This window comes from Sphingobacterium sp. DR205, assembly GCF_011064245.1.
Lineage (GTDB): Bacteria > Bacteroidota > Bacteroidia > Sphingobacteriales > Sphingobacteriaceae > Sphingobacterium > Sphingobacterium athyrii.
Genome location: NZ_CP049333.1, coordinates 4250642 through 4269865, shown reverse-complemented (window position 1 = coordinate 4269865; position 19224 = coordinate 4250642). Strand labels below are relative to the sequence as shown.

At 37.2% G+C, this 19224-nt stretch carries 21 protein-coding genes; 11 read left to right on the top strand and 10 right to left on the bottom strand.

All coding sequences use genetic code 11. The annotated features are described in order from the left end of the window. Nucleotides 1-2 precede the first annotated feature (2 nt). Nucleotides 3-902, bottom strand: coding sequence for an NmrA family NAD(P)-binding protein (locus G6053_RS18540; protein WP_165307816.1), 900 nt, complete (start codon nucleotides 900-902; stop codon nucleotides 3-5). 73 nt (nucleotides 903-975) lie between these two features. Beyond that, complete coding sequence (locus tag G6053_RS30940; RefSeq protein ID WP_262707663.1) at nucleotides 976-1110, bottom strand: hypothetical protein; 135 nt, start codon at nucleotides 1108-1110, stop codon at nucleotides 976-978. A 114-nt stretch (nucleotides 1111-1224) separates the two neighbouring features. On the opposite strand from G6053_RS30940, the gene G6053_RS18535 reads away from it, so the two are divergent. The 5 genes from G6053_RS18535 (at nucleotide 1225) to G6053_RS18515 (ending at nucleotide 4885) form a co-directional block, all read left to right on the top strand. Further along, nucleotides 1225-1587 carry a helix-turn-helix domain-containing protein gene (locus tag G6053_RS18535; RefSeq protein ID WP_121126637.1) on the top strand — a complete coding sequence of 121 codons (363 nt, stop codon included), beginning with the start codon at nucleotides 1225-1227 and terminating at the stop codon, nucleotides 1585-1587. A 92-nt stretch (nucleotides 1588-1679) separates the two neighbouring features. After that, nucleotides 1680-2108 carry a MarR family transcriptional regulator gene (locus G6053_RS18530; protein ID WP_165307814.1) on the top strand — a complete coding sequence of 143 codons (429 nt, stop codon included), beginning with the start codon at nucleotides 1680-1682 and terminating at the stop codon, nucleotides 2106-2108. A 109-nt stretch (nucleotides 2109-2217) separates the two neighbouring features. Then, nucleotides 2218-2841, top strand: coding sequence for a biopolymer transporter ExbD (locus G6053_RS18525; protein WP_121126639.1), 624 nt, complete (start codon nucleotides 2218-2220; stop codon nucleotides 2839-2841). Between the two features lie 684 nt (nucleotides 2842-3525). After that, the gene (locus tag G6053_RS18520) at nucleotides 3526-4374 is read left to right on the top strand and encodes an AraC family transcriptional regulator (RefSeq protein WP_121126641.1); all 849 of its coding nucleotides are present in this window, start codon (nucleotides 3526-3528) and stop codon (nucleotides 4372-4374) included. Nucleotides 4375-4474: 100 nt separating this feature from the next. After that, nucleotides 4475-4885: an OsmC family peroxiredoxin gene (locus tag G6053_RS18515; RefSeq protein WP_121126642.1), complete on the top strand. Its 411-nt coding sequence runs from the start codon at nucleotides 4475-4477 to the stop codon at nucleotides 4883-4885. A gap of 186 nt (nucleotides 4886-5071) precedes the next feature. Here G6053_RS18515 and G6053_RS18510 read toward each other — a convergent pair whose 3' ends face one another. The 4 genes from G6053_RS18510 to G6053_RS18495 form a co-directional block, all read right to left on the bottom strand. Continuing rightward, nucleotides 5072-5533: a hypothetical protein gene (locus G6053_RS18510; RefSeq protein WP_165307812.1), complete on the bottom strand. Its 462-nt coding sequence runs from the start codon at nucleotides 5531-5533 to the stop codon at nucleotides 5072-5074. Between the two features lie 1211 nt (nucleotides 5534-6744). Continuing rightward, complete coding sequence (locus G6053_RS18505) at nucleotides 6745-7092, bottom strand: helix-turn-helix domain-containing protein (protein ID WP_165307810.1); 348 nt, start codon at nucleotides 7090-7092, stop codon at nucleotides 6745-6747. Between the two features lie 8 nt (nucleotides 7093-7100). After that, nucleotides 7101-8120 (bottom strand): LLM class flavin-dependent oxidoreductase, encoded by a 1020-nt coding sequence (locus G6053_RS18500; RefSeq protein WP_165307808.1) that lies wholly within the window; start codon nucleotides 8118-8120, stop codon nucleotides 7101-7103. 48 nt (nucleotides 8121-8168) lie between these two features. After that, the gene (locus G6053_RS18495; RefSeq protein WP_165307806.1) at nucleotides 8169-9293 is read right to left on the bottom strand and encodes an LLM class flavin-dependent oxidoreductase; all 1125 of its coding nucleotides are present in this window, start codon (nucleotides 9291-9293) and stop codon (nucleotides 8169-8171) included. A gap of 206 nt (nucleotides 9294-9499) precedes the next feature. Here G6053_RS18495 and G6053_RS18490 point away from each other — a divergent pair, with 206 nt between their 5' ends. Next, the gene (locus G6053_RS18490) at nucleotides 9500-10180 is read left to right on the top strand and encodes an NAD(P)-binding domain-containing protein (RefSeq protein WP_165307804.1); all 681 of its coding nucleotides are present in this window, start codon (nucleotides 9500-9502) and stop codon (nucleotides 10178-10180) included. 690 nt (nucleotides 10181-10870) lie between these two features. On the opposite strand, the gene G6053_RS18485 is transcribed toward G6053_RS18490, so the two are convergent. Then, on the bottom strand, nucleotides 10871-11692 hold the full coding sequence (locus tag G6053_RS18485; protein ID WP_206531769.1) for an alpha/beta hydrolase-fold protein: 822 nt from the start codon (nucleotides 11690-11692) through the stop codon (nucleotides 10871-10873). An 85-nt stretch (nucleotides 11693-11777) separates the two neighbouring features. On the opposite strand from G6053_RS18485, the gene G6053_RS18480 reads away from it, so the two are divergent. The 5 genes from G6053_RS18480 to G6053_RS18460 all read left to right on the top strand — a co-directional run bounded on the left by G6053_RS18480 (nucleotide 11778) and on the right by G6053_RS18460 (nucleotide 16065). After that, nucleotides 11778-12152, top strand: a complete 375-nt coding sequence (locus G6053_RS18480; RefSeq protein WP_165307800.1) for a helix-turn-helix domain-containing protein — start codon at nucleotides 11778-11780, stop codon at nucleotides 12150-12152. Nucleotides 12153-12300: 148 nt separating this feature from the next. After that, the gene (locus tag G6053_RS18475; RefSeq protein WP_165307798.1) at nucleotides 12301-13095 is read left to right on the top strand and encodes an AraC family transcriptional regulator; all 795 of its coding nucleotides are present in this window, start codon (nucleotides 12301-12303) and stop codon (nucleotides 13093-13095) included. A 66-nt stretch (nucleotides 13096-13161) separates the two neighbouring features. Beyond that, nucleotides 13162-13983 (top strand): class I SAM-dependent methyltransferase, encoded by an 822-nt coding sequence (locus G6053_RS18470; RefSeq protein ID WP_165307796.1) that lies wholly within the window; start codon nucleotides 13162-13164, stop codon nucleotides 13981-13983. A gap of 312 nt (nucleotides 13984-14295) precedes the next feature. Continuing rightward, the gene (locus G6053_RS18465; RefSeq protein WP_165307794.1) at nucleotides 14296-15165 is read left to right on the top strand and encodes a helix-turn-helix transcriptional regulator; all 870 of its coding nucleotides are present in this window, start codon (nucleotides 14296-14298) and stop codon (nucleotides 15163-15165) included. Nucleotides 15166-15390: 225 nt separating this feature from the next. Beyond that, nucleotides 15391-16065, top strand: coding sequence for a family 16 glycoside hydrolase (locus tag G6053_RS18460; RefSeq protein WP_165307792.1), 675 nt, complete (start codon nucleotides 15391-15393; stop codon nucleotides 16063-16065). A gap of 336 nt (nucleotides 16066-16401) precedes the next feature. On the opposite strand, the gene G6053_RS18455 is transcribed toward G6053_RS18460, so the two are convergent. The 3 genes from G6053_RS18455 to G6053_RS18445 all read right to left on the bottom strand — a co-directional run bounded on the left by G6053_RS18455 (nucleotide 16402) and on the right by G6053_RS18445 (nucleotide 19060). Then, nucleotides 16402-17160 (bottom strand): alpha/beta hydrolase-fold protein, encoded by a 759-nt coding sequence (locus tag G6053_RS18455; protein WP_165307790.1) that lies wholly within the window; start codon nucleotides 17158-17160, stop codon nucleotides 16402-16404. A gap of 79 nt (nucleotides 17161-17239) precedes the next feature. Further along, nucleotides 17240-18160: a response regulator transcription factor gene (locus tag G6053_RS18450; protein WP_165307788.1), complete on the bottom strand. Its 921-nt coding sequence runs from the start codon at nucleotides 18158-18160 to the stop codon at nucleotides 17240-17242. A gap of 63 nt (nucleotides 18161-18223) precedes the next feature. After that, nucleotides 18224-19060: an SDR family NAD(P)-dependent oxidoreductase gene (locus tag G6053_RS18445; RefSeq protein WP_165307786.1), complete on the bottom strand. Its 837-nt coding sequence runs from the start codon at nucleotides 19058-19060 to the stop codon at nucleotides 18224-18226. Nucleotides 19061-19224: the final 164 nt, after the last annotated feature.

Genomic DNA, 19224 nt, shown 5'->3' with positions numbered 1-19224 from the left:
GTTTATGAGTTAAAAAAATATTCCTTATTATTTTTTGCCCACTCTTCTAATGAAGTCATTTTTACGGGAAGTTTCTCTAATACTCCACTCATGTCAGGATTGAATTTCTTAGGATACTCATTTGCATTTTGAAGACTTTCATAATAAGAAGCAACACTTGCTGCTCCAGCTTCACCTACAAATGGTGTTAAAATATCTTTAAACTCCTTTGGTGGCTGTGGATAATAGACAATGTTTTCTCCTACTCCTTTAGAAAAATTATCTGCTGTCTCATTACCACTTAAATTCTCTAAACCACTGATCTGGAAACTATCTGATGTTAAATCTTGATTATAAATTGCCTCAACAACAAATGCACTTACATCTCTGGAAGCTATCCAGCCTATTGGCATTGCTTCTGGGGTAGGATATGCCAACTTCTTTTCGTTTTTTATGAATGGTGCACAGAAACCTCCCATTAGATTTTCCATATAAATGGTTGGCTCAATAATCACATAATTTATTCCACTATTTTGTAAATAATCTCTAACATCAAGTTTCACATCGTCAACAGGTGATCCTACTTTTTCAGATTCTAACCAACCACTTGTATTCCATACGATTTTTTTTACACTATTTTTTTTTGCTGCATCGATTACATTCTTTGCATACTGTAAGCCGTCAAAGGGATTCTGTAAGGATACCGGAATCATAAAAGCGATTGCATCTATGTCTTTTGTTATTTCCACTATTCTTTGAGCGTCACTCAAATTTGCCAAAACTGGCGTAGCACCTGCCTGACTTAACTTCTCAAAACTCTTTCCTGAGCTCGTAGCTGCAATTACTTCTGCTCCTTTTTTAATACCTTCTGATATTACATTGAATTGTTGTGAGCCGGTAGCTCCAAATACTAATATTTTCATATATTTTATGTTTAATTTAAAATGTGTATGATTGTACATCTTCAGCAACATTCACTTTATCGCCATTCCTTTTTTAGAAAGAATTCTTTTCGTGTAAGTGTATGGTAACAACATGTTTAAAGTTTTCTTCTTTTACGCCTTCAGGCCCATCTGAAAGGACTGGATTGTAAGCCATAATAGCGCTCTGTCTGTTATTTTCTGTCTGCATCACCCTGCTTTATTTTAAAATAATATTGTACAAAAATATGCTATTTCTTACCTTTGTACAAGTACTTACCCTTTTGTTTGGTACCTACTAAATGGTTAGAATTACTGATTGTCAATGGAAAAAAACTTAAAAATAAATCCACCTTGCGATGATAGCTGTCCTGTGAGAGCGTCTTTAACTTTACTGGGTGGTAAATGGACATTAATGATATTGTTTCAGATCAACGAAGGTATAATGCGATATGGTGAACTGAAACGAGCTGTTACAGGCATCAGCGAAAAAATGTTGATTCAAGAATTGAATATGCTTGTTGAAAATAGGTTAGTCAACAAAAAAGTCTATCCCGAAATCCCTCCAAAAGTAGAGTATACGTTAACTGATTTAGGATTGAAGACTTTGCCTATTGTGGATAAATTGGCTGAATTCGGACTGGATAATTTAGTTAAAAAAGTCGGTCTAAACGCCAAACATCAATAACAGCCTATCAAGAATGACACGTACTTATAGTATTTGGTACCTATTGATCAAGTTATTATGTTTGTCTAAAAGTTTCAACAAATAGTATGGATATGAATAAAGTTGTACAGCCAGTCCAATATATCAGAATAATATATGCGCTTAAAAAAGATATTGAAGAATGGGCTGAAGCTAATTTGCAAGACCTATGGCCCGGCAAGTTTCAACTATCCTATATGCAGGTGCTGATATATATTGACGAGGAGGGGACTACAAATAAATTGTTGGCTCAACAGGCACAGATTTCAAAGCAGGCTATGAGCCGCATCATCTCAAATATGATAGAAAAAAATATCATTGAAGTACAGCCTGTTGAAGCGGATAAAAGGTATTCAAAAATCACTTTAACTGACCTTGGAAAGGAAATTGTCAGAGAATCCCATTTACGTTTTAGCAAATATATCGAGACTATTTCCGAAGGTGGTGACTGGAAATCCATTGTTGATAGCCTGACTGGTCTTTCTTCGCTTCTTAAAAAATAGCAGATCTTTTGGTCTTGTCATATTAATGTAATAACGCATTAATATAGTAAGCATTGTTGACTAATATTAGTCAACAATGCTTACTATTGTATAATTAATTTGTACAACGATGCCAAGAATTAAAATCAAAAGAACAGCACCAAGTGTAGATATGACAGCAATGTCTGATGTGACATTTCTCTTATTGAACTTCTTTGTAATGACAGCAGTATTCAAAACTCCAGAACCCATTCCTATAGATGTTCCTGCCTCAGTAGTAACGGAAAAAATGCCCGACGAAAATTTCGCAATGATAACCGTAAGTAATGACGGGAAGTGTCTTTTGTCTTTTGCGGAAAGAGATGTAAAACAACAAACTTTGGATATTATGATTGAAAAATACAATATCCGACTGACGCCTGAAGAAAAAGAAAAATTTTTAGCACTGGAAACTTTAGGTGTTCCGATAAGGCAGCTAAAGCAATTTTTGTCTTTATCTACTGATAAATATTTGGACAAATCATTTAATCCCGGTATCGCTGTCGATACGACAACTAATATGTCAAATGAACTTTTCAATTGGATTTCTACAGCAAGAAAAGTAAACTATGGTCTGCACGACAATCAATTGAAGATATTAATAAAGGCAGACGGTAATGTAAAGTTCCCAGCGGTAAGTCAGGTCATCGAAACATTACGTAATCAAAAAGCTAATAAATTCAGTTTTATTACAAGTTTAAAGAGTGAGGCATAATCTCCAACCGTTCAAATATTTTTATCTATGTTTGATTATATAATACGGTTCTATCGGATAATGACATTTTTTTCATTAGGAATATGTACTTCTGTGGTTCTGTTGTTTCTGCTTTACACTTATTATTTACAAAATTACACTGATTTTTCAAACGGATTGAAGCATGGTTTATCAATAGCAACAATCCTTATTATCCGTGAAACACATGTTTTTATGCGTAGACAATCAATATTGTTTGAACCTATAGAAATAACAGCTTGCATTGTAAGTTCTGAAAAAGTGAAAGGGCAATCAGTTCTGAAAAGTTTGAGAATAAAGATTATGATCTCGTCTGTCATAATCTTTATAATGGGTACACTGATTTTACTGAATGCATATCCTAAAAATTCATATCTCGAAGGAATAACAAGGGCCTTATTCACTTCTGCAATGCTGTTTTTACTGGTATCGACCATTCTTTTGGTAAAATATTCTTACTACGTAAGCAGGCTCTCCAAGTAAGGGAAAAGTTATCATAACTGATAATTTGTAAACCCTTATATATTGATAACCAGTTATCCTAACCAATTTGTGGGTATCCTACAAATTGGTAGGTACTTGTATGGAAGTGGATATTTCCTCAACTTTGGATACGTTCTGATCTTAAAATCATAAGAAAAGAAGAAGTAATTCGATAGTCAAACTATGGAAATTTTAAGGTCTTTCGGACAAAAGAAAATAGGCTATCTGCAATTAGATACAACGATTCCATTTGATAGTGTTTCGTTGCCTTGCCATAAATCGGGCGACTGTTACATTATTCTCTTTGCGGGGAGCGGAAGTACTGTTATTTCTGACTTTGTTGAGTATAAAGCGGAGCAGGATACCTTGTTTTTTTTTAATATCGGACAGCAATTTCAAATGGACAATAATACTGAAGGGGAACTCGTTTATTTCAATCCAGAATTTTACTGTATTGCCTTTCACGATAAAGAACTGACATGTGACGGTGTTCTATTCAATAATGTTTTCGAAACACCATCAATAACACTTACAGAGGACGAAGGCATTTCATTCAGAAAGGTTATTGCAGAGATAAAAGGGGAACTGAACAGGGAAGATTACTGGACAGAGGAAATGACAAGGACAAAACTTAAAGAACTTATTATTACGGCAAGCAGATCGTGGCTTGACCGCAGCCCCGAGCAGAAAGGCCCGAGAACAATGGAAGATGCGCTGAACAGGAAATTCAGCGAATTGGTGGAAACAAATTACCATAAGAATCACAGTGTTGCTGATTATGCGGAACTGCTCTTTATTAGTCCAAAGACCCTCAATCGAAAGATTGTACGTGAAAAAGGAATATCTCCCAATACCATTATCAAGAACAGGATTATTCTTCAGGCTAAGCGGTTACTGATCAATACAGATCTGAAAGTAAAGGAAATCGCCGCTCAGCTCGGCTATGATGATCAATCTTATTTTGTCCGCTTTTTCAGAATCCAAACAGGGAAATCCCCATTTGAATTTAAAAGAAGAGCAATTTCCGAATAGCAGGTGGCAAAATGTCCTATACATTGTGCCGTATGTCCATTGTCTTCAAATTTTTACACAGGTAACTTTGTACAGTTAATAATTTTAAACAATAGATTTTATGGCAATAAATATGAGAGCCGTTTGGAAGGGAAGTTTTAAGCAAGGAAACGGAAAATTGGGTATAGAGAATTCTGAATTGAATGGCGTAAGTTTTCAACCTTTTTTTGCAAAAAGTGATGGTAGCTTTACAAATCCGGAAGAACTGCTGGCTTCAGCTCACGCAACATGTTATGCGATGACGCTAGCTTACATCCTTTCGGAAAGCGGAATTTCTGCTGACAGTCTTGAAACGAGTGTTTCACTAGTAGTAGAAAACAATGTAGTTAAGAGCTCAAACCTTAATCTTGAAGCCAAAATCCCTGATATTGATAACGATCGTTTTCAGCAGTTTGCAGGCAAGGCCAAAGATATGTGTACAATAGGAAATGCGCTTAGTGTAGAAATTAATTTGAAGGCATCGCTAAAATAACGTAGAGAAAGTCGTTGAAAAGACGGCTTTTTTTAAGTGACATTTTTGTTCCTTTGTCGTGGAACCAAAAAGTCAAACATCTCGCAAAGCCACTCGCCTAATTTTCCACGTATATCATATTCTTTAGTTTTGATATGTCGACATATTCCATTTCACCATCAATTAGGCAGCGGAATAGTATACTTTTCATCGCTCTTTCTTCCACTTAATTTCGCCACGCTCAATCATTCCGATATATTTTTCGATATGACCCTTCGTCAGTGGCGTGTTATCGTCCAGGTGATATTCAAATTTCTTTGCAAATAGGTCATATTGAATAGATGCTACATACACATTGTTTACATAAATATGCCAAATACCGCCTTTCTTTACGCTTATACGGACAACATTGCGTTTGCCATTGCTGTAGAATAGCTCTGGCGAATCGTGGTCAAACCGACGAATAAGAGCGTCGATACAAGCCTCCCGAATATCGTATGCCAGCACGCCATATGCTAATTCCCATTCGCCCTGTGATCGTCTGAATATGTAGAATGACTTTCCGTTTTTGTCATACAAATAGTAATCCCGCATGCCCATACTCTTATCGTCTATGGTCATACGAACATATAGCACACGATTTCTACAGTGAACTTCAAGTGGTTTCATAAAATAAAATTACTAATAATGTTAGTAATTTGTCATGATAAATTTTCTATTTAACATTTTCCTCTTTTTTATGCAATTGGATAGCTGAGCTTTAGACTATGAAATGATTAATAGCCATTATTATGGATAACATACTTCGCAAACCCTTTTTCGATATGCTGTTTGATGGATTATTTACAATTGCATAACTTTTTCCACTGCCAGGGGTACCAAGCACGATTGAGGCTCTAAAAACGTTGACAACAGAGATCCAGGCCGTTATTCCATTTTCCTTTGTAATAAAACCTCGTAGACACCGGCTAACCATCTCCTGATGATTAGCCGGTGTTATCATTGATTTATTGACTATGTGTATCAGTAAAAACAGCAGCCCGTTTAAGATGTATAACTAAGGGTTTGTGTTCCCAAAATATCTCTTATTTCAATAGCCTTATTTATAGTTTGATCAGAGGTTTTCATTGCACCATTTAAATCGATTATTATTCCATTTTCAGAATCGTAGACTAGGATTGTATCAGGAAAATTATTCGCGATATTTTTATTTTCAAAATATGTTAAATATCTCACCCATAAATTTTGCCCGGCAGTCTTCACCTTACGCCTTAATTCATTCGAGATAATGACGACATATGATAAATCTCCTGACAATTCTATACACTTGATGAGTCTTAGAAGTGATTCTTTTGTAATACTAGCTTCAAAAATGACGGAAATTATACCAATCGAGTTTCAATTCCTTTTTGATATCTTCGCCTGCGATTGCGACTCCCTTTACCTTTATCGAGTCAACTGTATACCCTTCAATTTTGAGAATCATAGTGTTGCATCACTTATATTGGTCTCAGCATTCAAAGGAAATCGCACCCCGAAGTAGGAGAATTGTTGTTCCAGAGCAAGCCGATAAAGAGTATTCAGTTTTTTTTATAAAATGCCTACCTGTGTTAGATTATTATAAAACAGTGGATGAAAACCTGCATATTTCTCCGCGGAAGTTAGATAATCTCTTGATTGAAATCGCCAATCAATTTCTGCGCAACGACAAGTAAGCAGGTCAATTACAGACTTAAACAGTGTTTTTTCGAAATCACAAGACTTGAACAAATATAATTTTACCACCAATGAATGATGAGGTCATGTTTATAAAGTATGTTTTTAATTGATCTATTATATTGATGCCAATTCTGTTTACAACCGATACAATAGTTGTCTTTTTATTTTGCTGTTACAACTTTCCGATGGTTTACGCCCCAATCTTTCAGTGCGTAAATTATCGGTGTTAACGTATCGGCATAAGGTTCCAATTGATAGGAGACCTTAACAGGATACTCATCGATAACTGTTCGTAAGATTAGTTTATGCTGTTCTAGATCTTTTAGTTCTTTGGCCAAAACCTTCGGTGTAATGCCTGGAATACTTTCCTGAATATCGGTAAAGCGGTCATTTCCGACACCTATGGAAATAATAATCGGCAATTTCCATTTACCGTTGATGACATCTAAAGTATCGCGGACGGGCTTAATGGTCGCAAGGCAATCACAATGCATTTTTTTCTGTGCCATAATTAAGCTTATTGAGTTGCTAAATTTACATTAATTTCGTTCATCACCTCTGCAAATATTTGCGCTGATTTTATGCGGTCTTCAGCCGAATACATTGTTGAAACTGCAATCAGTTCATCTACATTAGTTTCTTCCAGAAAATTGATGACCTGCTTTTTTACGGTCTCTTTATCCCCAACAAAAGAAAATTTTAGCATTTGATTCACCTGTGGATGATTAAAGATCTCCCGCCATTCATCTGTCATTGCTGTTGGAGGCTGTACGTTTTGCATATTTCCAGTTAACATACCATAAAACATTCCGATCAATGACGTGAATAATTTTTCTGCTTCAGCATTGGTATCTGCCAGGATTACATTGATACCAGCGATAGTATAAGGTGCTTTTAAAAATTCAGAAGGTTGAAATTCCTGTTCATATATGCGGAGGGCATTGTACAGATGCGTAGAAGCAAAGTGACTGGCAAAAGCGTACGGCAATCCTTTTTGGGCTGCCAGATGGGCACTGTCAGTGCTCGAGCCTAATATAAAAATCGGAACGTCCATACCTTCAGCCATAGGAACTCTTACTTTGGCAGATTTGTTTTCCTCAGAAAAGTAACGCTGTATTTTCCCAATTTCATCTGGAAAAGAATGTGCCGCTTGAAACGAATCCGAACGGATAGCCTGCGCCGTTGCGCTGTCTGTCCCTACAGCTCTACCCAACCCCAGATCAATGCGGTGTGGATACAATTGTGCTAAGGTTCCAAACTGTTCTGCTACAATAAGTGGCGAATGGTTGGGCAACATTACACCACCCGAACCTACTTTTATGCGCTCGGTGTTTTCCGCTACATACCCGATCAAAACAGCAGTTGCTGAGCTGGCAACAGTATGCGAATTATGATGTTCGGCGAACCAATATCTTTCATAGCCGTTTTCTTCCGCTACTTTGGCAAGCGCTAACGTGTTATTTAACGTTTCTTTCACAGAGGTATTTTGTGATACTGTTGCCAATTCCAATATAGAATATTTTATATTCGTTTTCATTTTTTTATTTTTAATGATTATTTCAAATGCTGATCAGCATACCTGATTTTAAATTTTTCGGAATAAGGGTTTTTTCAGGTCCAGATTTCCTCTTAACGTATCTGCCTTGTATTCGCTATGGAAAATTCCCCTATCCTGTAAAATAGGAACGACCAGCTCAGCAAAATCGGCCAGTCCTGTCGGATAATCCTGCGTTACGACCAGCATATCCATGGCCCCCGCCTCATACCATTGCTGCACCTGATTAGCCACTCTTTCAGCAGATCCAAAAAACAACGGTGCGGGCATCGCTCTATATCGGTCGAGGGATACCAGTTCCATATATTTCTGCTGGGCTTCTGAGTCTGTCTTTCCAACAATAGCATTTTGCGAAGTTGCGATCACAAAATTCTCGGGAGACCTATTTTTCTCGATTAGTTTATTTCGTAACGCGGTAGCAGTATAAAGGGCGTGTTCCAAACTTGGCCCGGCTATAAAGGCGCCATCGGTGTAGCTTGTTGCGATATCTACAAAAGTGGTCGAAGAACCAGCCGTGTACAAGACCGGTCTACCTTGGACGGAGCGACTGATATTGAGAGGGCCGTCCACGGAGAAATACGCACCACGGTAATCAATGGTATGCATTTTGTCCGGTTTTAAGAAGACGCCAGTCTCTTTATTCCTTGGAAAAGCATCATCTTCATAGGTATCCCACAGTCCCAGCAGGATATCCAGAAACTCTCTATGCATCGGATATTGGTCAGACTTTCCCAAATGCCCACGGCTGAAATTGACCATTCCTCCGGGATTGGAAGTAATAGCATTTAAAGAAGCACGACCTTTACTTATTTTATCAAGTGATAATACCTGTCTTGCAATATTGTAAGGATCCGTGTAAGATGATGAAGCTGTAAAAGAAAGACCAATTTTACTGGTCTTCATTGCAATAGCAGACATGATTGTTGCCCCATCAAACATACTGAGATAATGCGGAATATTGCCTGGGCCAATATGGCTAACATCAAACAAAAAGAGTGTTTCAAACTTGGCAGCTTCAGCAATCTGCGCTTGTTCTATATAAAAGTCCACATTTTCCCCCGCATCGGCAGGCATATCTTTATGCATCCACGATGTATAGTTCCAACCTGTTCCAGCTATTCCTGCGGATAATTTCAATGTTCTATTTTGACTCATGATACCAATCTTATTGAAGCTGTTAAACAGCTAAATCTTAGTATGCAAAATTAACTGAATTATACTTACCAAAAGATAGTACTTTCCTAAAGGAAAGTAGAATTAGCTTCTTAAACGGGAAATCTATTTTGCTTTCCTTCGGGAAAGCACGTCATAAAACAAACAAAATGATTGGTAATTTTGTGACATCATAAAATGGTTAAAGGATGAAAATAGGAATTATTGGTTCAGGAAATGTTGGCAGTACGCTTGCCAAGTATTTAATAAATTTAGGGCACGAAGTAATCATCTCCAATTCACGTGGGCCCGCATCGTTGACAGAAGTTGTTGAAAAAACAGGTGCTATTGCTGGAACAGTGGAAGAAGCTGCTGCCGCGCGAGACCTGGTTATTATAGCTATTCCAGAAAAAGCTATCCCAAATCTTCCAGTTTCAATTTTATCTATATCAAAAGCGATAATCATCCATTCAGGCAATTATTATCCCTCAAGAGATGGCAGAAATATAGACATCGAAAATGGTTTAACAGATAGCGAATGGGTGGCAAAAGTAATCGGTCATCCTGTGATAAAAGCATTCAACAATATTGTTGCAGGAAGCCTGGTTGCAAAAGCACTACCAAAAGGGCACCCTGACCGTATTGCTTTGTCGGTTGCAGGTGACAATTTAGATGACAAACATTCCGTCATGCAATTGATTGATGAAATCGGATTTGACGCCATCGATGCTGGTGCGATTGCTTCATCCTGGCGACAACAACCTGGTGAGCCGGCTTATTGCAGAGATCTCGATAAACAAAATTTGATTGTTGCTTTAGGTGAATCTGATATCAACAAACGTACGGAAAACCTCGCGTTAGCAGATGAGATTGCTCGTCCATATTTCTAAAATATTGGAAGCGGATATACCACTTGTTCTTTTATCGCTACAATCTGAATTATGCTCTTTTGTTCCTTGGCATTGTTGAGAAAAATGAAACTTGCCATCAAAGACAATGAAGAATGGTTTCTCAACGTGATGAAGTGATTGAATCCCGGGGAACCTATGCTGTATCACAAAAATTTGGGGTTAGCGAAACGGAGTATGCTGCTTTTATGCATGGTTGACTATCTTAGGTGGAGCTTATGGCTTCCCTTTTAAAAGAGGAGAGCCTTTTATTTATAGTTACCCTAGCACCAGACTTTTCGGTATCTCCCCGATACCGCTTACATACAACTCGTTTTCCTCAGATATCCTCCGCAACAGCCATACTTTTACTATCCACATAAAAACAAAAGATATATGGCAAATCAATTTTTAATCAAAGAGACGGTGGCAGCGATGCAAGGTTTATCTGTCACTGAAATTACAGCTTTACAGACTTAAACTTATGAGGGTGTAGAACTGAAAATACTCAAAGAAAGGAAAATGGTCCTAATATCGTTATGAAATATTATAAAAGTTAATAGGTGTGTCCAGCATGTTGCGAATAGACTTACTTCTTAACCAGTCGAATCCTTGACTATCAATTCTTGGGGCAAGTCTAAAAGCGTTAGACTTGCTCCTTTTTTTACTGTGTAATTGGTTGTTGGCTAAACTTTACTTTAGATGTTGCTTAAAGAAAACAAAATGATGTTCTATGGATTTGCTCCAGTATTCCGTATTGTGGTCACCGGACTGGGTAATAAAAGTTACAGGAATTTTTAAGCTGTCTGCCAATGTTTTCAATTCTACCGTAACCGGATATAAAATATCTTCCGTTCCACAATCTATTAAAAAATCTTTTTTCGATTTATAACGTTTCAATATTTCGGAAATGCTGTACTGATTCCAGTCATTTTCCAAATAGTTGCCTAATAATCGTGTTAAATCGTCTGTTACCCTCGTATTGTTGAAGAATGTTAAACTTGTCTTTTTCAAATCCTCAAAATCAACATTCAATCCACCGCTTGTAGAACCTGCTGTATTGAAATAATCGTTGTGAAGCAAAAAGTACCGAAGCGCACCGTATCCTCCCATACTCAAACCACTGATGAAAATATTTTTGTCATCAATGTTAAGCATGTGATGCACTTTTGGCACAAGGACTTTGAAGAAAAAATTTTCCATCCTCGAGCCTTTGTCGATAGGGCTGTTTACATACCATGATACGAAGCCGTCCGGCGTCACGATAACCATTCCATATTGGTTGGCCAACCTCTGCAGATCCGTTGTCTGTGACCATTGCTTGTAGTTCTCACTGTACCCGTGTAAGAGATAGACCAAAGGGTATTGCTTTTGGTCATTATAAGTGTCCGGTTTAAACACCAGTACCGTATCAGGTTGAGATAGGTATTCGGATTTTAAAATCCATTTTTCCTGTGCTTGCAGCGAGAGGCTTGTTAACAATAAGCCAATCAATATACTTAATGTTCTGTTCATATTTTGTAATTTTGAACAAAATTCAGCAAGCATTTTGTCGTGTGCAATAACGAACAAAATTGTGAGTCACTAAAGGATAATACTGATGCGTAAAGAAAATTCCACCAATGCAATAAATGAACAATTTTTATTTCAAGTATGCGAACTGAACTCGGCAATCGCAATAATTGGCGGTCGGTGGAAAGCACAGATTGTCTATTCCATTTCGCAGGGAAATAACCGCTTCCATTTGCTGATAAAGGAATTGCCCAATATCTCGGAACAGGTATTGGGCAGACAGCTTAAAGAATTGGAAGCCCACGCAATCATCATCAAAAAGGGAATTCCCGACACAGTGCCAGTTGGAATAGAATATGTTTTGACCAGTAAGGGTTTAGATTTAGTGCCAATTTTGGAAAGCCTTTGCAATTGGGGGAAAATATATGCAGATGGGAAAGAAATATCGGCTCGCTTGGAATAGGTCGTTTTTTTAATAACAATGATCAGGATTAACATATTCCAATCAAACCTTATGTTTCCTTAGAATACAGTATTGACAAGCTTATTCTTGAAAAACTTGTTAATGCCACATCTAACATCTTCAATAGATAAATTTTAAGCCGATTAGAATGAAATATTATCCAATACCAGATGCTTTAATTAATTATGTGGAATCGATCTGGTCGTTTGAAAGCCCAGAGCAGATAGATATTAACGAACAAGCGACTATTATTCCATCGGGTCGATGTATTCTAATATGGAATTATAGCGGGGAATATGAACATATTATTCAAGATCAAACTTATCCTCATTCGAAGTTTGACCTTCACTTGGTTGGACAGCACCATACTAAAATTCTACTTAAAGGTAAGGTACCTGTAAATTCAATCGGTATCAATTTCAAACCATACGGGTATTATTCGATAGCAGGAAATGACCTTTCAAGTTTTCTCAACAAAGTAGTATCCATCTCAAAAAGAAGGCTCGATGGTTCCCAAGTTTTGACAAATTTTTCAGGAAACCTTAGGGAATCAGTAACTGAACTGACCCAACTGCTCATAGAAAGGATAAAGTTTGAACCAGATCAACGTGTCGTCCATATTACAGAACAGATTAACGCTCACAAAGGCACTATTTTAATTAAAGATCTTTTTGGTCATGTTTCTACTTCGCAACGACATCTCAACAAGCTCTTTAAATCTCAGACCGGTATTACACCAAAGGAATATGCATCTATAATCAGGTTTCAAGAGATATATAACCGCTACATAAGAGATAAAAAATCAGGGAATAAAAGTGAGCTGTACGATCTTTTTTATGATGAATCCCATTTCTTGCAGAGCTTCCGTAAAGTCTTAACATTACAACCAAGTCTATTTTTGAAAAAACCGAATAACCTGGGAAACGAGTTTATCAAGAAATAAACAGGTCTATTTTTTCCTATTACAGCCTACCTCTATACTGTTACTTTGCGGAAAAATCAGAACGATATGTTAAACAAAGTAACTGACACAGCAAGAGAGCTGATCACCTTTAAAGCTGAAACGACCACTATACCGTATGCAAACGAAATTGCGAAGTATTTCAGTATTGATAGTCCACAGGAACTGAAGTTAGATTTTGGGTTTTGGGCGAGTGTACTCCATTTTGAAATGCGCTACCTTTCCCTTGACTTTTTTCTCGAGAAGAATGTTTCTCCGGTAGTACTTGAATTGTCAGCTGGATATTCACTTCGTGGCTTGGATTACGCAAATAAAAATCCGGAGAAGAGCTATTTTGATACCGATCTAATGCCGGTAGTGAATGCAAAAATCGAGATGTTAAAATATCTGGATACCGCTATTCCAAGCAACCTTAAATTTCAGGAACTTGACGTTTTGAAACTCGACAAAAATCTGATTAGAGACCAGGAACTCCTTATTATAAACGAAGGACTGCTTATGTATTTCAATAGAGAGAAACAGTCTCAAATACTTAAAAATATACATTCGGTTTTGCAAAAAAATGGTGGCACTTGGGTAACAGCAGACATTTATCTTAAACATGAAACCAGCGCAGTTGGCAGCGATAAGGATAAAAAGTGGGGACGCTTTTTTAAATCAAATAATGTCAGCGGAAATTATTTTGATTCTTTTGAAGAGGCTGAGCAATTTTTTTATGACAATGGATTCATTATTGCGAGTAAATATGAGCCGGAGTTTGAAAAGTTCAGTAGTCTGCCCAATTTATTGCAGAAAGCATCGGCCCAACAGTTGGAGGATTTGAAAAATAAGGGAAATGTCCAGCAGACATGGCAATTTGCAATCAGATAACCTTTATCAGCACATCTTTATTCAGGGGATCACAAATTTAACCTCTTGCAATGAATATTACAGGGGGCTACTTTAATAGCCACTGTAATATTCAACCTGTTTTCGCGTTTTTCGTACCTAAATTAGCAAAGAAAGGAAATCTACGAAGATCCAGGCCGTCCTTGCTGGAAGAGTACATCACCTTCAATATTGAAACATTTTTAAGCAAAAAAATGCTACATTGAGGCAACACTTATATTTTTTGGGGTTTTTATAACAAGAACACAAATTTGTATTTTTAACATCCATTATATAGTAAAGAAATCGTAAAAGATGGCATCGATCCCCCAAGTTAAAACCTATCATTTTCTACCCTTTAAATATGGTTCAGAGCTATTATTGGATATCGGCCGTATTGAAACGTTGAAAAATTATGTATTAGACAGTACATTACATCAACTTAGTTTTTACGAAATTATTTTCATCAGAGAAGGAGCGGGCACATTAGCACTGGATGAAAGTATAGTTTCAATACACCCGCGAACCATAATTTTTACAAGTCCCGGACAGGTTCGCCGTTGGCAAATTGAAGAAGAAGTAAAAGGCTACACGCTGTTCTTTGAAAAAGATTTTCTTCATCTCTTTTTTTCTGATGAGCTGTTTCTCTATCGGTTTCAGTACTTCCATCAGTATTCGCACCCCGCTGTACTACAGATCGATGAAACATCATTCGGGAAATGTCAGCAACTTTTACAGGAAATAGAACAGGAGTTCGGACAGATCCAGAATGACAGCAATCATATGATCAGGTCACTTCTATATCAACTGCTTATCATTCTCAACCGCTATTATGCAGGTGCGTACCATGTTCAACGGGATACGTATATTCATGCGGATTTCTATAGATTCCGTTCGTTGCTGGAAAAAAGAATCTTACAGGACCAGACCGTTGAAGCCTATACCAGAATGCTTAATGTAAGTCCGGGGTTTCTTAATAAGATCTGCAGGCAGTTCAGCGGAATGTCGGCGCAACAAATGATCCATCATAAGCTGGTTTCAGAAATAAAGAAACAACTGTATCAAAACAAATCCGTAAAAGAGATCTGTTATGAATTGGGATTCTCTGATCCATCCAACTTCAATCGTTTCTTTAAAAAAATAACCCATATCACGCCCCAGCAATACCGAAAGAATATAAAATGACAACTTTAAAGATAAAATGACCTTTTTGCAGGCTATGGATGTTTGTAATTTTACAGAAAAAAAGGATATGATAAAGTCTGCAATACTCGGTCTTTTATTTTTGATTATGAACGTGCTTTGGATAAAGGCAGAGCAATTATATGTTGATTCCGGAACCAGCAATGATACCAATTCCTGAATAAAGACCCAGCCGTTAAAGACCCTTTCAGATGTGTTTTAAATAATATGAAAAATATAAGAATAATTTTGTTTCTCATTCTTTTTGCCGTAAAAAGTGCATACAGCCAAAAGATAAATTTAGACGGCAGCAATCTTGTGCCCAATAACGTTTATATGGAAATCGATGATTTGCAGGGGGAAAGTATTGTTAGAGTCGTAAAAGATTCTACTGTGAAAGAAGCGGACGAACCTACATTTGTACGGATCAAGAACACCAATTTTAAAAATGGCATTATCGAGGTAGAAGTTCTAAGCCGGCTTCTCCCTACGGCTTCTCCAACAGACCGTGGGTTTATCGGATTGGCATTCAGGATCGATGACATGAATTCCAAATTTGAATCTATATATATACGTCCAACGAATGGCAGAGCTGAAGATCAGGTAAGACGCAATCACTCCATTCAATACTTTTCTTACCCCGATTATAAATATGACCGTCTGAGAAAAGAGAATCCCGAGAAGTATGAGTCATATGCTGATATGGGTTTGAATGAATGGATCAAGATGAAAATTGAAATCAAAGGCAATCGTGCGAAACTTTTTCTAAACAAAGACAAACATCCATCCCTTATTGTGAATGATCTCAAGCAAGGAGCAGATAGATCTGGGGCTGTAGGTTTATTTGTTGATGTAGGGACAGATGGTTATTTCCGCAATCTGAAAATTACCCCATCAAATTGATGTATAAGGGCTCAATCCGGCAGTGCCATTGGTCTTAGTTTGGATTACGGAGTTTCTTCGTGACAGGGAATTGTTTTTCGGCCCTTCGAAGTCGTTAAATAGGTTTCCTTACAGTTGTCACCATTAAACTTGAGGTCGAGAAGCACGATATGAGGCCTATGATCTTCTATTAATGACAGGAAAGCTTCTTCGATATTGTTAACGACATGTAAGTCAAAAGACTTTTTACTCCTGAATCAGTATCTGGAAAATGCTGTTGCTTTCGACTATTTATTTGATTTTTTCTAGTTTTCTTTTAGCATCAATATTATCAGGTTGTAGTGATAAGATTTTTTCCTAGCATATTTTAGCTTTTCCTTTGAGACCTTTTACAAGATAGGCATCGGCCAAACTGTCCCAAACATTAACTGAAGAGGGATAGTTTTTTGAGTTTATTTCAAAGATAGCAACTGCGACATCAGGAATATTTCTGTCATGCAGTGCAATATAGCCGAGCGTGTTTACAAAGCGCTCATCTGATTTAATTTCTACTCCCATCTTTTGGGACATTTCAATATCATGCTTATTGATCAAGTCGGGGTTTTTACATACTTCGTTTATATCGAGTTCAAAACCATCAAAAATATAACGAAGTCCATAATAAGTAGCTGGTACTGGAACCGTCAGGTGTTTTTCATCTTCAAAATATCGAAGCTTCGCATCTAATTTGGTAGATGCACTGTTTTTCAGCAATTCATAAAATTCCTGTCCCCATTTATAATGCCTGTTATCTTCCTGAGAGTTATTGGCCAATGCGATATACACACGTGCGTTCAGATCAGTTTTTGTTTCTAAAACTTCTCTGGTTCTTTTTCCAATATAGTTATGATCCCAAAACCATGAAGGATCGATGAGGAGATAATAATTAAACAATCCGGGCGACTCCAATAGACAGTTGATAGCGAATAGACCACCCAATGAATGCCCGATGATCAAGTTTTTGGACAGGGTTCTATAGGAACTATCTATTTGTGGTATCAGTTCTTTTTCAATGAACTGCTTAGATGCATCTGCTCCGCCGCTACTGTTAAAAGCAGTGATGTTTTCTGCATCCAAATAATTCAGGGAATGAGTAGGGGTAAAGTGAAATATGTTGTTTATATGTGCAATAAATAGCCGCCTACTTGGTTGCTGTTCAGTTAAACGATTGTCTGAAATCCAAAGGCGAAATGTTTGTCTTGGTCTTGAATAATTTACTGAATGATTGCGGGTGTTCAAAGCCTAATTCGTAAGCAATTTCACTAACAGATAAGCTTGTGGTGGATAATCGTTCTTTTGCTTTTTCAATTAGTTTGTTGTGAATGTGTTGCTGCGTAGTTTGTCCTGTCAATGTTTTGAGCAAACTTCCCAAATAGTTGGGCGATACATTTAATGAACTTGCAATGTTTTGAGCTGTTGGCAATCCTCTCTGTATCAGGTTGCCGTTGCTAAAATAATCGTCTAGTATGTTTTCTAATCTTTCTAAAATTTGGTGATTGCTTTTCCTTCGGGTTATGAATTGTCGTTGATAAAAACGTTCGGAATAATTAAGCAACAATTCTATTTGTGCAATGATGATATTTTGGCTGAATTTGTCAATGTTGGAGCGGTATTCCCGTTGAATACTGTGCATAATATCTGTAATAATGATTTCTTCTTTTTCTGAAAGAAAAAGAGCTTCGTTTACAGCGTAACCAAAAAAATCGTATTGCTTAATACTTTTTGCTAGCGATGTTTTCCAAAGAAAATCGGGGTGAATCAGCAACAACCACCCTGTTGGTTTTACAGTGGAAGTATCGATCCCAAGCTGCATCAACTGTCGGGGGGCAATAAATGATAGTAAGCCTTCATCGAAATCATACTGTTGTTGTCCATAGCGAAATTTACCCTGTGGCATATGCCGTTTTAACCCAATTGAGTAAAAATTCTGAATCCAGCTGAATTCCTGTTCATCGGTTTGATACTCTACCAAACCATAATCTACCAAACTGACCAAAGGATGTTCAGGTTTTGGTAGTCCGCACATTTTGTGCATCTCGCCAATAGTGTTGAATGTATAAACTTTTTTACTTTCCATTATCTTTTCAAAATTACAAAAAAGCGATAGAACATTTATAGCTCTATCGCACCTATCTTAAAATTAAAAGTCTGTTGATTTACTCAACGCTTCGTTGGCCCTTAATTCATTTTGCAAAATTTCAATTTTGTTGTAAGCCATTGTAAAAGCATCACTACCCATAAAGAAATGCAATGGTGGATTTTCGCTTTCGGCTAACTGAATAAATGCAGTGGCTGCTTTTTCAGGACTGCCTAACTGCTTGCCGTCTATTTCGGTTTTGTGCAAGTGTTCAGAATTTCTTGCCGCTGTGTAATCTTCGATCGGGTTTTGCGCAAGACTCAGTGTACTTTTATCTAAAAAATTAGTGCGGAAATACCCAGGATATACTATCGTTGCCTTTACTCCAAATTCTTTTGCTTCTGCCGACAAAGATTCTGTAAAGCCAACCATTGCATATTTTGTGGCGCAATAAATTCCCAAGCTTGGAAATATTCCATTGAAGCCTGCAATGGAACCAATATTGATGATATGCCCCGATTTTTTATTGCGGAAATGTGGCATAACGCTTCTAATTACATTCAGCGCACCAAACACATTTACATCAAAGTTCTGACGAGTTTCACTGTCAGTCAGTTCTTCTAAAGTACCCCACTGTCCATAGCCTGCATTGTTAACAACCACATCAATAGTGCCGAATGTTTCCAGTGTTTTGGTAATGGCGTTGCTTACACTTGTCTCATCTGTTATGTTTACTTCCAACGGAAGGAAGTTTTCAGATGTTCCGATTTCTATTTCCAAACTTTCAACCGTTCTGGAAGTGGCGGCTACTTTGTAGCCTTCGTCTAATAATTTTTTTGCTAAGGACAATCCCAATCCTTTCGATGCTCCTGTTATGAGCCATACTTTTTTTGTGTTCATTTTTTTTCGTTTTTAACTAGAAATTTGACACTACAAAATTGGTCATACGCTAAGTGTTGGAAGTAGTCAAAACAATGGTTGTTGTAGTCAAAACAACGATAAAGGGATTCTGTTTTATTGAGAAAATTCGGTAGAGTGTGATTTTTGGTGTCATCTCTGGAGAG